Origin of the sequence: Desulfovibrio gilichinskyi (genome assembly GCF_900177375.1) — a bacterium.
Classification (GTDB): domain Bacteria; phylum Desulfobacterota; class Desulfovibrionia; order Desulfovibrionales; family Desulfovibrionaceae; genus Maridesulfovibrio; species Maridesulfovibrio gilichinskyi.
Genome location: NZ_FWZU01000003.1, coordinates 100,704 through 113,802, shown reverse-complemented (window position 1 = coordinate 113,802; position 13,099 = coordinate 100,704). Strand labels below are relative to the sequence as shown.

At 40.1% G+C, this 13,099-nt stretch carries 13 protein-coding genes; 10 read left to right on the top strand and 3 right to left on the bottom strand.

All coding sequences use genetic code 11. The annotated features are described in order from the left end of the window. Positions 1–62: 62 nt before the first annotated feature. The 3 genes from B9N78_RS08975 to B9N78_RS08965 all read left to right on the top strand — a co-directional run bounded on the left by B9N78_RS08975 (position 63) and on the right by B9N78_RS08965 (position 1,593). Positions 63–956 (top strand): CPBP family intramembrane glutamic endopeptidase, encoded by an 894-nt coding sequence (locus B9N78_RS08975; protein ID WP_170921405.1) that lies wholly within the window; start codon positions 63–65, stop codon positions 954–956. A gap of 50 nt (positions 957–1,006) precedes the next feature. Beyond that, positions 1,007–1,192 carry a hypothetical protein gene (locus B9N78_RS18505; RefSeq protein ID WP_085101475.1) on the top strand — a complete coding sequence of 62 codons (186 nt, stop codon included), beginning with the start codon at positions 1,007–1,009 and terminating at the stop codon, positions 1,190–1,192. A gap of 215 nt (positions 1,193–1,407) precedes the next feature. After that, the gene (locus B9N78_RS08965; RefSeq protein ID WP_085101472.1) at positions 1,408–1,593 is read left to right on the top strand and encodes an ATP-binding protein; all 186 of its coding nucleotides are present in this window, start codon (positions 1,408–1,410) and stop codon (positions 1,591–1,593) included. Positions 1,594–1,730: 137 nt separating this feature from the next. On the opposite strand, the gene B9N78_RS08960 is transcribed toward B9N78_RS08965, so the two are convergent. Further along, positions 1,731–2,672 carry a hypothetical protein gene (locus B9N78_RS08960; RefSeq protein ID WP_085101470.1) on the bottom strand — a complete coding sequence of 314 codons (942 nt, stop codon included), beginning with the start codon at positions 2,670–2,672 and terminating at the stop codon, positions 1,731–1,733. 282 nt (positions 2,673–2,954) lie between these two features. Between B9N78_RS08960 and B9N78_RS08955 the strand changes: the two genes are divergently transcribed. The 6 genes from B9N78_RS08955 (at position 2,955) to B9N78_RS08930 (ending at position 10,718) form a co-directional block, all read left to right on the top strand. After that, entirely contained in the window at positions 2,955–4,037 is a 1,083-nt protein-coding gene (locus tag B9N78_RS08955) for an N-acetyltransferase DgcN family protein (RefSeq protein WP_085101468.1), read from the top strand. Then, positions 4,034–5,092 (top strand): alanine/ornithine racemase family PLP-dependent enzyme, encoded by a 1,059-nt coding sequence (locus tag B9N78_RS08950; protein WP_085101466.1) that lies wholly within the window; start codon positions 4,034–4,036, stop codon positions 5,090–5,092. The genes B9N78_RS08955 and B9N78_RS08950 overlap by 4 nt, the downstream gene beginning before the upstream one ends. A 204-nt stretch (positions 5,093–5,296) precedes the next feature. Continuing rightward, entirely contained in the window at positions 5,297–6,112 is an 816-nt protein-coding gene (locus tag B9N78_RS08945) for an AraC family transcriptional regulator (RefSeq protein ID WP_085101464.1), read from the top strand. Positions 6,113–6,207: 95 nt separating this feature from the next. Then, positions 6,208–7,164 carry a DMT family transporter gene (locus tag B9N78_RS08940; protein ID WP_085101462.1) on the top strand — a complete coding sequence of 319 codons (957 nt, stop codon included), beginning with the start codon at positions 6,208–6,210 and terminating at the stop codon, positions 7,162–7,164. Positions 7,165–7,365: 201 nt separating this feature from the next. Next, positions 7,366–8,379, top strand: a complete 1,014-nt coding sequence (locus tag B9N78_RS08935) for a BMP family lipoprotein (protein ID WP_085102338.1) — start codon at positions 7,366–7,368, stop codon at positions 8,377–8,379. A gap of 164 nt (positions 8,380–8,543) precedes the next feature. Next, positions 8,544–10,718 carry an ATP-binding protein gene (locus B9N78_RS08930; protein ID WP_245805508.1) on the top strand — a complete coding sequence of 725 codons (2,175 nt, stop codon included), beginning with the start codon at positions 8,544–8,546 and terminating at the stop codon, positions 10,716–10,718. A 152-nt stretch (positions 10,719–10,870) separates the two neighbouring features. On the opposite strand, the gene B9N78_RS08925 is transcribed toward B9N78_RS08930, so the two are convergent. Beyond that, the gene (locus tag B9N78_RS08925) at positions 10,871–11,212 is read right to left on the bottom strand and encodes a NirD/YgiW/YdeI family stress tolerance protein (RefSeq protein WP_245805507.1); all 342 of its coding nucleotides are present in this window, start codon (positions 11,210–11,212) and stop codon (positions 10,871–10,873) included. 628 nt (positions 11,213–11,840) lie between these two features. On the opposite strand from B9N78_RS08925, the gene B9N78_RS08915 reads away from it, so the two are divergent. Then, the gene (locus tag B9N78_RS08915; RefSeq protein ID WP_085101456.1) at positions 11,841–12,485 is read left to right on the top strand and encodes an RluA family pseudouridine synthase; all 645 of its coding nucleotides are present in this window, start codon (positions 11,841–11,843) and stop codon (positions 12,483–12,485) included. A gap of 9 nt (positions 12,486–12,494) precedes the next feature. On the opposite strand, the gene B9N78_RS08910 is transcribed toward B9N78_RS08915, so the two are convergent. Further along, entirely contained in the window at positions 12,495–13,079 is a 585-nt protein-coding gene (locus tag B9N78_RS08910) for a GrpB family protein (RefSeq protein WP_085101454.1), read from the bottom strand. Between the last annotated feature and the right edge of the window lie 20 nt (positions 13,080–13,099).

The window sequence follows — 13,099 nt, the reverse complement described above, 5'->3', positions numbered from 1 at the left end:
CCGTCTTCTCAAGCAATGCTGGACTATTGCGAGTGTCCCAAATTTGAAATACGAGGTTGATGATGGACAAAAGTTTGTTGAAACAACTCGAGGCAATCATCTCATCCGTCATCCGGGGAGACTACTCCAAATCAGTTGAGATGGATCAAATGCAGGACAGCAAAAATTATACGCAGGAAGAAGTCCGGCTCCTGAAATCTCTTGGGTTTATGTCCGTTAAACTGGAAGCCAGAGAATTCGTACTAGAAAAAACAATAGAAAGTCTGAAATCTCGAAATGCCGAACTACTGGAAGAGAAAAAAAAGAATAACCTGTTTTCAAATATTTTTGTAAGCCTGTTCCTTTCCGTTTCACTATACATTTTTCTGATCTTTCTTGCCGACAAGCTCAATTACGAAAGCAAAAACTCAGCAAGAATTGTTGAAGCAATTTTCCTGATGGTAAGCATTTTTATCATCCGCAAAAGCGGTTTTTCATTCTCGTTACTTGGGGTGACTATCGATGGGGCAGTGGAATCCATCCGCCGCATGCTCCCCGGCACACTCTTAGCTTGCGGAGCACTCATATTGCTTAAAGTTTTTTTCATCATGTTCTGGTCTAAAAAAATGGGTGAAGAATTGTTTATAATGGACAATTTTAATTTGATTTTACTGGTATATATTCCTCTTGCGGCTCTACAGGAATTTATTGCCAGAGGAGTGATACAAACTACCATTGAATCTGTGCTGGACAAACCCTACGCCACAATACAGGCAATCATCACAGCATCAGCTCTTTTCGGGCTGGTGCATATCCAGCTTTCAGTAGGACTAGCCTTTGCATCCTTTGTCTGTTCACTATACTGGGGATATTTATATACCCAAAAGAGATGCCTGGTAGGCGTCAGCATATCGCATTTCATGGTTGGCGGTCTGGCATATGTACTAGGTTTCTGGGATTACCTTTACAGCATTTAATTAAGAATAATGTAGTGGTGGCCAACCACCAGTCCCTGGCGGATATAGTTATGCTTTTCCAAACTCGCATACAGTTCAAATTGATCGCCAAGGATTCACTGTTCCGAGTTGCTTTTTTTAGGATGGTGCTTGTTACTGGTAAAACACGTCCGACTAAAACGAGACTGGCTGCAAGCGCGAAAGTGCTGCATGGTTATCCGGAACTTTTATCCATAGAATCTTCCAAGTCCAAGTAATCAATAGCATGAGCAAGCCCCTTGACGATAAAACGCGACCTTGAGCATTCTGCGCATTTATACATTTCTTTTCATCGAAAACAACAAACTCCCGAATAAATATGGCTGTATATGTTTGTCTTGACACCAGAATGTAGTAAAGTGTAAATTTCACACCGAAATAAACACTCTTAAAACAGCTAGTTTATCATTATTGTTAATCCAAAGGAGAAAAAATGCATAAAATCGATCCTAATGAATGCCAGTTTTGCGGAGCATGTCAAAGTTCGTGTCCTTCTGAGGCAATCATCCACCCAGATGGAACCAATTATTACGCGATAAATGAAAACTGTACTGATTGCGGTGCATGCGAAGCCGAATGCGGTTTCAATGCAATTATAAGCGAGGGTACCGGGAATTAGGAAAATTATTTGACCGGCTGTTTTCAAAACAGCCGGTCAATACAAAAACTGTCTTCACTACGAACCACTAAAACTGAAACCCAACAAACTACGCGAATACCATTCTTCACCCAAATTTATATTAGTAACAGTCTCAGTTAAAATTCTGATAAATTATAATACTCAGGATACCTTTCTTTTATTTTATGCAGCGCGAGGACTTCCCCTTTCACATATAACTCAGGAGCTCCCAACGCGGCATTCCCCCTGCGGTCATGCTCAATATCCTGATTCACATCATAATGCATAAATGAGTGACCATTTAAACTCATGTCTCTGAACCATTGTACACCTGTATCCAGACATACGGCCTGATCGCCCGCCTCGCCGATAAAAGCTCCGGAAGCAACTAAAGCCCCTATGGGGGCGGCTTTTCCAAAAGGCATTGTATCGATCCGTGCTTTATTGATATTTATTAAAGCGCACCACTCGTTAAGCCTGCATTCAGGCAGCGGCCATGCATTTTTATGAAACTGCTCCGACAGCCCCAGACAGTAAGCCCTACGCTTTTTAGGATCAAAATTTTTATTATAAATTTTCATCAAATATGAATATGAAGGCTTAAACGAAGTCTGCCTTGAAGAATCACATAGACCGTTTTGAAATGCCGGACACCACCAGCACTGGCCTATTTCCCCGGCTCCGGTATTTTCACCGATTACGGAAAGAAGATTCCCCACTACATCTGATTTAACATCAATATCGTTATGGATCGTCAATACATATTCAGCTTTTGAATTTTCCCAACCATGCTGATATCGCATTGAAAGCAAATACTCTCTGTCAGTTAAGAGTCTTACGATATCAGTCGGGTCAATTCCGTTCCAATATTCAGGCTTAAAATAAATGATCTTATCACTTAAAAAGTGAATAATTTTGTTGTGATTATTTTTTTCAAATTCAGAAGTACACGGCTCTTCTTGAAAATAAATTTTATTGATATGCTGACCTGATTTTTCAAGAAGAGACAGCAACGAAAGAGCTGTCTGCTGCGGTTTCCCAAAAACATTAATTATGACATCAACTATTCTTTTAGACATTCTAATCCCTTATTTCTATTTAGGCTTTACTCCGCATATGACAATTCCACTATGTTGCCAAGTTTCACAGGCAATCGTTAAAAGAGTTCATGTTGTATTTAAAATATTATTACAGCATGTTGCATATCAACCCTTTATTTAAAAAACGTCTATATTGCCTTCAAAAAGAAAGTTTTTCGCGGGAATTGGTTATAATGTTTAAAAACGTGCTAGATAATGGTGTTGAACATTGTTCACCATTATATGTGGTGGCAAAAAAAGAACCTCTACCTAGGACTTATTATGACGGATACAGCATCCGCAATTGTTTATTGTGAAGACTTTTTTGGGAAAATGGATGGCAAAACAGCCAACGGATTAACACGATATTCTGATAAATATAAAATTGCAGGCATCATAGACAGCACCAAAGCCGGATTAGATGCCGGAGAAGTCTTGGACGGAAAACCAAACGGCATCAAAATTTTCAAAAATATTTTTGACGCTTTAGAAGGAACAGGCGACTCAATAAAATATTTCATTTATGGAATGGCTCCGCTATCCGGCTCTTTTTCCACAGAAGACAGTAATATTATTTTTTATGCAATGGAGCGTAAACTTAACATCATCAACGGTTTACATGAATTTTTAACAGATAATGATACATTTGTTAAAAAAGCTGCCGAATGTAATGTTCAGCTGCACGACATCCGGAAACAGCAAAACAGCAAACAGCGACACGTTTTCAATGGTGATATTTTTAAAGTGGATTGTCCCAGAATCGCAATACTCGGTACAGACAGTGCCGTCGGTAAAAGAACAACATCCGTTCTCATCACTAAAGCATTACAGGCTCTGGGATTAAACACCGTAATGATTGCAACAGGCCAGACCGGAGTCATTCAGGGAGCGGAGTTCGGAGTTCCGCTCGATGCACTGACAGAACAGTTCATTTCCGGTGAAATGGAAAAAGCTATCTTCACCGCGTGGGAATCTAAACATCCGGACATCATGATTTTAGAAGGACAGGGATCTTTAAGTCACCCCGCATATTTAAGCTCATGCTTTATTATTCGAGGCGGTCAGCCGGATGCTATTATTGTTCAGCATCCGCCGAAAAGAGAAAAACTCGGTGATTATCCGGACATAAATATGCCTGACCTGAAAGAAGAAATTGAGCTGATTGAAGTTTTTTCTAAAGCTCCGGTCATCGGCATCACCATTAATCACGAAAATATGTCTGACTCAGAACTTGCAAAGACAATTAAAGAGTATGAAAAGAAGTTTAATGTTCCTACAACAGACGTGCTTAAATTTAATTGCGATTCACTAATTGAAAAAATACTCACAATTTTCCCGCAGCTTAAGACCAAGCTTGCAGCATGAACACTCCCTATCTTGAAATAGATTTAGCAAAAGTATTCAGCAACACACAAAAACTGGTTAAAATGTTCGGGGACAGAAACATTGATATTACAGGCATAACCAAAGTAGCTCTGGGTGAACCGAAAATTGCGAATTGCCTGATTGCTGCCGGTATAACTTCGATTGGAGATTCAAGAATTTCCAATATTAAACGCATGCATCAGGCAGGCGTAAAAGCCGCATTCACTTTAATCAGAACTCCATCGATGACAGAAATATACGATGTGGTGAAATATGCAGACGTTAGCTTCAATTCAGAACTATCGATAATAGCAGAACTTTCTGATGCTGCTATTAAACAAAATAAAATCCGCGACATCGTTTTGATGGTTGAAATGGGAGATCTGCGCGAAGGTATCCTTGAACAGGACCTTAATCAGGCGATTGAAAAAGTAATCCCGCTTAAAGGTGTTAACCTAATAGGTTTAGCCACCAACCTCGCCTGTTTCAGCGGGGTTAAACCCTCTAAAGCAAAGATGGATCAATTGTCGCGCTTGGCCGAAGAATGCGAAAAAGAATTTAGCATTAAGTTCAGGATCGTATCAGGCGGCAATTCTGCAAACTTTAATTGGTTATTTGAAAATACGGATCTAGGCCGGATTAATAATGTCAGACTCGGTGAATCCATTTTCATAGGACGCGAAACGCTCTCCCGTAAACATATTAAGGGGCTGTATCTTAACGCAATTACTTTAGTTGCCGGAGTAATTGAGTCCAAAGTTAAACCGTCTCTTCCAGATGGAGAAGTGGGACAGGATTCGTTCGGCAACACGACAACCTTTGTGGATAAAGGAAATATTGTCAGAACTATTCTTGCTATCGGCAAGCAGGATGTTCATATCTCAGGACTGACTCCATTATCAGATGTTGATATAATAGGGTCCAGCAGTGATCACCTGATATTAGATACGACACGTTCCCCTTTACACACCGGCGAGCAGGTAAGATTCAGCCTTGATTATGCAGCACTGCTTTCGTGCATGACTTCACCATTTGTCGGTAATTCATATATCTAGAATAAATTAAACCATATTCCACTAATAACACTAATTATTTATCGGGGTGCATCGAAAGATGCGCCCCTTTATATTTTCACTGACAGTTTAAAATTGATCAACGTTGCCACAGATGGCAGCAATTTTTTACAAGACCAAAACAGATCGTAATCGTTAGCTTGCTTAGTGGTAAGAACTATGCAAAATTTCGTTACGGGATAAATCATGAGTAATTGCGGAATTAAATATTTAAGACCTGTCGAGGTCGAAGGGCTTGAGATTCAGGAGGTCATAAACTCCAATCATTCTTTCCCTAATCACACGCACGGTTTCCACTCCGTTGGAGTAATGGAAGACGGCGGTTGCTATTGTCGTCAGCAAGGAGCAGGCAGTTCCTTTGTTAAAGCAGGGGAAATAGCCCTTTTTAACCCGGGACTTGTTCATTCCGGAGTTCTGACAGGGCAAAATTCAATCACTTATCGAGTTTTCTCTTTCGAACCTGTACTTTTTGAAAAAGCATCCCGGGATTTGGCCAAAAAAGAAAGGTTACCCGAATTTAACTCCGTAGTAGTTGAAGACAAGCTTGCCACCTGTTCATTAATTCAGCTTAAACAATCTATTGTTGCCCAGACAGGACGACTTGAAATTGACACGGCACTTTCCAGAGCAGCCGCGGCACTGCTTATCCGGCACTGTGAAGTAGCTCCCAAAGTGCCTAAAACTAAAGAACCTGCGGCAATAAAAAAGGTCAGGGAATATTTAACGGAGAACCTTTCCGGTAACATTTCACTTGAAGAACTCTCAAAAGTTGCAGGTCTTTCCCGCTATCATCTGCTCAGAGTTTTCCGCGAAGCCACAGGACTGCCGCCTCACAATTTTCATATTCAACAACGGATTGACCATGCCAAAAGATTACTCCGCACCGGGACACCGTTTGCGCAAGTAGCTCTTGAAAGCGGATTCTCCGATCAAAGCCACTTCACAAATACTTTCCGTAAATATACCGGTGCAACACCGACACAATATGCTCAAGGCCAGTAACCGCTGTAGCTGCTATCAACTTTTCAAACAGCAATTTCTTCCAAGACTCAAAACCATTCCTCCAATAAGAAATTCTCCTACAGGAGATAAAATATATGAATACTGATCAGCAAAAAAGCGTTTCTCTGGATTCAAGTAATATATTCCCGATATTGGCTTTGCTTGGCGCGGTACTGCTCTGGGGCAGTGCATTCGCCGCAATGAAACATATGGTTGGTACCATGAATCCATGGACCGTAATGTGGCTGCGAACCGGTATTGCCACGCTTGTTCTCGCGCCGTTTACTTCCAGATTTTCAGGACATGTAAAAAAAGGAAAAGACCGCAAGGCTCTTGCTCTTCTGGCCTTTTTAATGCCCTGTCTCTATTTTTTATTCGAATCTCATGCCTTAACCTACACCTCCGCCACACAGGCAGGATTGATCTCAGCATCATTACCTTTAATGGTTGCAGTCGGCGCGGGCTTTTGCTTCAAAGAAAAAACAACCCTTATAGGCTGGGCGGGATTGGCCGTTTCTATTGCAGGAGTGACGATACTATCGCTTACAGGATCTCCATCAAGCGGTGCAACGGATCCTGCCCTTGGCAATATGCTGGAACTTGCAGCAATGGTCAGTGCCGCGGGCTACATGCTCCTTGTAAAACGGCTTTCAGCAAACTACGGGCCTTTAACTCTGACGGCTGTTCAAAACGCTGCAGGAGCGATATTCTTCCTGCCAGGGCTGTACCTGCTCATCCGTGACGGTCTCGGTCCTGATCCTCTCAATATGCTGATAATTGCAGCCTACCTCGGTGCTTTTGTGACACTTGGCGCATTTGGACTATATAACGTAGGAATGAGCAAACTCCCTGCCGGAAAAGCATCAGCCTTCATAAATCTTGTACCGGCTATAGCCGCATTCTTCGGATGGATTCTTTTGGGTGAGACTTTGACTCCACTGCAAATGATCGCATCGTTGATAATCTTTGCCGGAGTATGGCTTGCTCAATACGGGGACAAGATGGGTAAAAAAAAAATTGCTTTACTGAATCTGAAGAAGAATCCGGCATAAACCTTAATTTAAAACTCTTATAATATCCCCTGATTTAATTTCCACCAAAAGGACTTACATAATTTATGTAAGTCCTTTTTCTTTATGTTCAGCAAATATAATTATTTTATCCTCTGTCCTTCTATTAAATTTTTTATTATGTATAAAATTATTGATCACATTATTAATTCACAATTTATTCTTATGAAAAGAGCTGTCCCCATGAGAAACATACTATTATTTATTTCTTTACTCCTGCTTCTGCCTACAACCTCGTTTGCTAAAGTTCCGGTTGTCGGATTCGTTACAGGTGTATTCGGAATGGGAGATTTGTCTTTTAATGATATGACATACGGCGGAATCCGCAAGGCTCAACAAGAATTCGGGTTTAAACTGATAATCGTAAACCCTAGTAAAACCGGAAAATCCACACTTGAAGACCTTACCGCTCTTGCTGATCAATCTGATATAATCATTTTCCTCGGTGCTCAGCATAAGCAGCTGACACGCCAGGTAGCTAAAATTTACCCGAATAAAAAATTCATATCGATTGATGTTCCTATTGATGGTGTTCCGAACATTTCATCAGCGATTTTCAAACAATATGAAGGCTCATTTCTTGCCGGAGCTCTAGCCGGATATATGACAAAAACACACACAGTCGGCTTTATAGGCGGAGCAAATATCCCTACTGTGCAACAATTTGAACAAGGGTTCGCGGACGGAGCTAAATATGCTGAACCTAATACCGAAGTACTTGTAGAATATGCCAGCCCGGCCGAAGATTTTTCAGGCTTCTCCGCCCCGCAAAAAGGATATAATCTGGCTGTCAAACAATATAACAATAATGCAGATATCATTTTTACAGCTGCCGGACTTACCGGTAACGGAGTTATTGAAGCGGCCAGACACACTGGTAATTATGCAATAGGAGTTGATTCCGATCAGGACTCTTTCGCCAAAGGAACAGTACTGACCAGCATGATTAAACGACTCGACACCGCCGCATACAAAGAGCTTGAAGCTGTAATGAACAACCACTTCTCCCCCGGGATCACATACTATGGTTTAAATAATGGAGGAGTAAGTTTGAGCAAGATGAAATATACCCGCGCTAAAATATCAGACGAAATCTTAAAAAAAATTGATATAATTAAAGATAAAATTATTAAAGATGAGATCCCGATTGTGACTAAAATGCAAAATAATTATACTAAAAACACTATGCCCCAATAAAAGAAATTTTACAGTGTAATAAAATGAGAAGTGACAGCTTAAGGCTTAAAATATCAATTGGCACAGGTTTTATCCTCGCTGTCTTCTTCTTTTTCCTGGGGTGCTACATTATTGATTCCCAGAAAAAGTTACTTGAAGACCGCCTATACATTTATGGAAGCAGCATGGCCTCTCTGACGGCACGCTCCTGCTCAGAATACATACCACATTTCAGTTTTTTCTTAATTGAAGAGTTCGCTCTTTCAATTGAGCAATCACCGCAGGTAGCCTTTTGCGAAATTTACGACAACAACGGGGCAACATTACTGCAATCAGCAAACATCATTTCCAAAACTCATACGTTCAAAAAAAAGCCGCAATCCGCCGAAAATATAATGGTTGTATCACGCCCTATTATCAATGAAGGCAAACAGTTAGGCCGAGTTGATATTGGACTCAAGCTTGATAAAGTCAAGCGCGAGATCAGCGCAAAAACTTTCAATCTTATTATCATTTTCAGCGCATGTATGTTCTGCACAATTATCGCGTTAGATGCTTTTTTTACCCGTATTATAATAACCCCTTTAGGCATTCTTGATAGAAATACAAAGAAAATTGCCAACCGCGAATTTGTTACGGCGGATATGGGCAAAAGATCAGATGAAATAGGAAGACTCGCTCATAACTTCAACTATATGAGCAATAGTCTTGAATTTTTATACACGAATCTTGAATTCAAAGTTCATGAGAGAACTAATGAACTTGAAAAAGCTAACAGTAACTTAGTTAAAGCTATTGCTGAATCTAAAGCTATGGCGGTTGAAGCGGAAAGAGGCACGGTAGCAAAATCGCAATTTCTAGCTGCAATGAGCCATGAAATAAGAACACCTATGAATGCTATTTTAGGAATGGCGGAAATCCTTGAAGATTCAGGACTGGACAGTGACCAGAAAAAATTCATTGAAATTCTTCAAGAAGCAGGAAAATCATTACTGCATCTTATTAATGAAATCCTTGATTTAAGCAAAATTGAAGCTGGACAGATTCATTTTGATCATCAAGATATTGATTTAGACCACTTACTCGGTAAATCTTTTAAAGTTACAGCTTTAGCTGCCAGCGGCAAGGGATTAGAGCTGGCTTACAGTATCAAAAGGGGTATTCCCAAAAAAATAACAGGTGATCCTTCAAGATTACAGCAAATTTTTGTAAATCTCATCGGAAATGCCATTAAATTTACAGAGAAAGGATTCGTTGTTGTTGAGGTTTCACTAAATGACAGCAAAACTGTAACTGCTGAAAATAAAGTTGAAATTCATTTTGCAGTGAAAGACAGCGGAATCGGAATTGAAGAAAACAAAATTGAAAGTATTTTCGGCAGATTTACTCAAGAAGACTCTTCAACAACGCGCCAATATGGCGGGACCGGCCTTGGTCTTTCCATTTGCAAATCCCTTTGCGAAGCCATGGGCGGCAATATATGGATGGAAAGCAAAAAGGGATTCGGCTCAACCGTACATATGAATATTTCGTTTTCAGTTCCCGATACAGCATATCTAAACGATTCCATTCTCAAAAATAAATCTCTTCTGTTAATTACTGATCAAGATTACTCACGCGAAGCTTTTTCAGCACGGATCAGCTCAATTGCTAAGCGAGTTGATAAAGCCCGTAGTTTTGAAATAGGCAGAGCATTGATACTTGAAAAAGAACTGATAAAACAAAACTATGATTTTGTTCTGATTAAAGAGGACATACACGGCTGGAAATGGAGTAAAACTGTTTCGTCGCTCACAAAGCTGCAAGTTCCGGAAGAAAGAATTATTCTGATGGCATTAATTGATCATGAAGTCATTGACAAATCTTTTAAAGGAAATGTCCTGCTAAAACCTCTCACGCTGTTTGATCTTGAAAATGCGGCTAGAGATATCCTGCTAAAAATTTCTGAAGATTCCCATGTTGCAAAGACTGAGCATGAACACAAAGCGTTAGAGATACTCTTAGTGGAAGACAATAATGCAAACTGCATGCTGATTGAGTTATTTTTTAAAGATCTACCGCACAAACTGACCATTGTCCAAAATGGTCAGGAAGGTCTTGATGCAGCAACATCTGCAAATTTTGACTTAATTCTGATGGATATTGAAATGCCTATAATGGACGGCTATGAATGTACTTTGAAGATCAGAGAATGGGAAAAAAGTGAAGGAAAAGAGCATTGCAAAATTATAGCTCTTACAGCGCATGCTTTACCGGAGGTAAAAGATAAAATACTTATGGCCGGTTGCGATTCCTTTCTGACTAAACCAATATCAAAAGGAAAAATAACCGATGTATTAAATGAGCATTGCAAAGCTTAATTTTATTCATAATTCATAACATTATCCTACCAAAACGAAAAAGGCCGCTTCATCTGAAGCGGCCTTTAAAACTGATGACAATTCAGCTTAAAGAACCAACTGGATGAAGCGACCTTTTTAGGTTCGGAAGAATCTTCCGGTGAGGTCCGTACTTAGTTTAGAACGGATATTTTCTGGGCTTCGATTCCGGCGAAGATAAGGTCCTGCTCGACAATACCTTCGAGAGCAACTTCAGCACTGCCAGCAGGCAGGGAACCTGCTTTATCAGCACTTAGATCAACAATGATTTCTCCCGTCGAATCCTGAAATACATATTTATTCTCATTAATTTTCTTAATGAAGTGACCGTGAAGAACTGCTTTAGTCTCTGCACCTGAAACTCTGGCTTCAGCTACAGTGGTTACGTTAGCAGGTTTTGGATCCTGACATTCAGCGGTTGCTGCGGCTGCTACAATAACTAGAAGTACAAGAAATATTACGCTCATCTTTTTCATCTCTGTTTCCTGTTCCATACGGATGGAAGTAAAGTTAATAAAATATTTTTAAATCCTTAAATTCTTCCTGACTAAATCTTTTTACTTCAGCTCAGTTCAATTTTACTGGCTTTCGAATCAGTTTTTTCAGTAAAATCATCCTTGCTGATCGATTGACCAAACAATAGAGAAATTCAATTGATTATGCAATCAAAAAACGAGCTAACTTGTGATTTTTAGCACAAATACATGATAAACATATAAACTTATAGAATATTTTTTTAGTAGTTCTATTTTTCACAAAAACTTTCTCTCTGTTTTTGAAATTTTGAAAACCGCTTTTATTTGAAATAATATCAAACACTTGCAAAAAAGTTGAACCGCCGTTCAGTTTTCTTTCAAATTTTAACAATTTTCAAGTGATCTTATTTCTTGAAGCTCGATCACCGTAACAACTCGCTCCTGCGGTATATAGATTCAAAACGTAAACACACTCAAAAACCATTGTGAGCCCTGCTTTATCTCCGAAGATAAATACGTTATTATGACTAATGAGGAGCTAGGGGATTAAATTCACAAGCCAGTAGCAAGCTGTTTCAAGCAGATCTAGCTCACAATTTAACTTGAGATAAGAATAGATAAAATAAAAATGACTAACGAAGAACTTCTGGACATAGTTTACGCAGACAACAAACTGGTAGTTGTTAATAAGCCGAGTGGATTGCTATCAGTTCCCGGACGCGGGCCTGAAAATCAGGACTGTGTTGTTACCCGTGTGCAGACCATGTTTCCTGAATGCCGCAAATTCCCCACAGTTCATAGGCTAGACATGGACACTTCCGGCCTGCTCGTACTGGGTTTTACCGCCCGCGCTGTGCGTGAACTGATTGATCAATTTCAAAACAGACAAGTCAAAAAAAGATATATTGCTTTGCTGGACGGAGTGGTGAAAGAAGATGAAGGTGTTATAGAAATGGCATTCAGACTTGATCCATACAATCGGCCCTATCAAGTATATGACCCTATTCATGGGAAATTAGGAGTGACTCACTGGCGCAAGCTTGGAATTGAAAACGGCATGACAAGAGTTGAATTCACCCCTTTGACCGGGCGCACTCATCAACTGCGTGTCCACTCTGCCCATCCACAGGGACTTAACTGCCCGATTGTCGGCGACAGACTATATGGAACAGGCACCGCTCCCGGTCAACTAAAACTGCACGCCGGATACTTAAAATTTATGCACCCAAAGACAAAAGAAATGCTGGAATTCGAAATTCCGCCCATATTTTAAAATTTATGCTCAACAGATTAGACGAAGATGACCAGTACATGGCATGTCTAAAACTCGACGGATAAACTCGCCCTTTGCAGCAGTATATGCAACACGATCATTTTTATGTTCTATGGCTAAGTTAGCCTTAAGCTCTGCATACTGATTCGCTATACCTGAATTTTTCCGTAGAACATCTCTAAATCTCAGGTCTTTATCCTTAAATCCTCTCTTTACGAAATGCAGATGATGTGAGCGTTGCCCTGTTTCATCTCTTTTAATGCACCATGTAAAGTATGGCGGTACATTTTCATTGCCGATTGGACGCCAAAAACAATCATACCCCTGCGGCTCAAGAACATTCGGAATCAATTTTCTGCCACGCTCTTCATCCGATATCTCAATAACCATATCAACAATAGGTTTTGCAAGTAACCCGGGGACAGCGGTTGAACCGAAATGTTCTATTCTTAAAATAAAATCATCCGGAAAACAGGCTCGCATATGCACTTTCTCAATCTCGAACAACTCTGACCACTCAGGATTGTGCGGAACAACATCAACAGATTCTGCAATGACCCGTTTAATTTTCTGTTCAAGAGTTTCTTTGTACATCTTTTCGTCTCTTAATTTTA

Coding starts and splice junctions, on each gene's coding strand:
- B9N78_RS18505 (WP_085101475.1), top strand. CDS start 1,007: ATGCTTTTCCAAACTCGCATACAGTTCAAATTGATCGCCAAGGATTCA.
- B9N78_RS08910 (WP_085101454.1), bottom strand. CDS start 13,079: ATGTACAAAGAAACTCTTGAACAGAAAATTAAACGGGTCATTGCAGAA.
- B9N78_RS08935 (WP_085102338.1), top strand. CDS start 7,366: ATGAGAAACATACTATTATTTATTTCTTTACTCCTGCTTCTGCCTACA.
- B9N78_RS08930 (WP_245805508.1), top strand. CDS start 8,544: ATGGCCTCTCTGACGGCACGCTCCTGCTCAGAATACATACCACATTTC.
- B9N78_RS08975 (WP_170921405.1), top strand. CDS start 63: ATGGACAAAAGTTTGTTGAAACAACTCGAGGCAATCATCTCATCCGTC.
- B9N78_RS08955 (WP_085101468.1), top strand. CDS start 2,955: ATGACGGATACAGCATCCGCAATTGTTTATTGTGAAGACTTTTTTGGG.
- B9N78_RS08945 (WP_085101464.1), top strand. CDS start 5,297: ATGAGTAATTGCGGAATTAAATATTTAAGACCTGTCGAGGTCGAAGGG.
- B9N78_RS08965 (WP_085101472.1), top strand. CDS start 1,408: ATGCATAAAATCGATCCTAATGAATGCCAGTTTTGCGGAGCATGTCAA.
- B9N78_RS08960 (WP_085101470.1), bottom strand. CDS start 2,672: ATGTCTAAAAGAATAGTTGATGTCATAATTAATGTTTTTGGGAAACCG.
- B9N78_RS08915 (WP_085101456.1), top strand. CDS start 11,841: ATGACTAACGAAGAACTTCTGGACATAGTTTACGCAGACAACAAACTG.
- B9N78_RS08940 (WP_085101462.1), top strand. CDS start 6,208: ATGAATACTGATCAGCAAAAAAGCGTTTCTCTGGATTCAAGTAATATA.
- B9N78_RS08950 (WP_085101466.1), top strand. CDS start 4,034: ATGAACACTCCCTATCTTGAAATAGATTTAGCAAAAGTATTCAGCAAC.
- B9N78_RS08925 (WP_245805507.1), bottom strand. CDS start 11,212: ATGAAAAAGATGAGCGTAATATTTCTTGTACTTCTAGTTATTGTAGCA.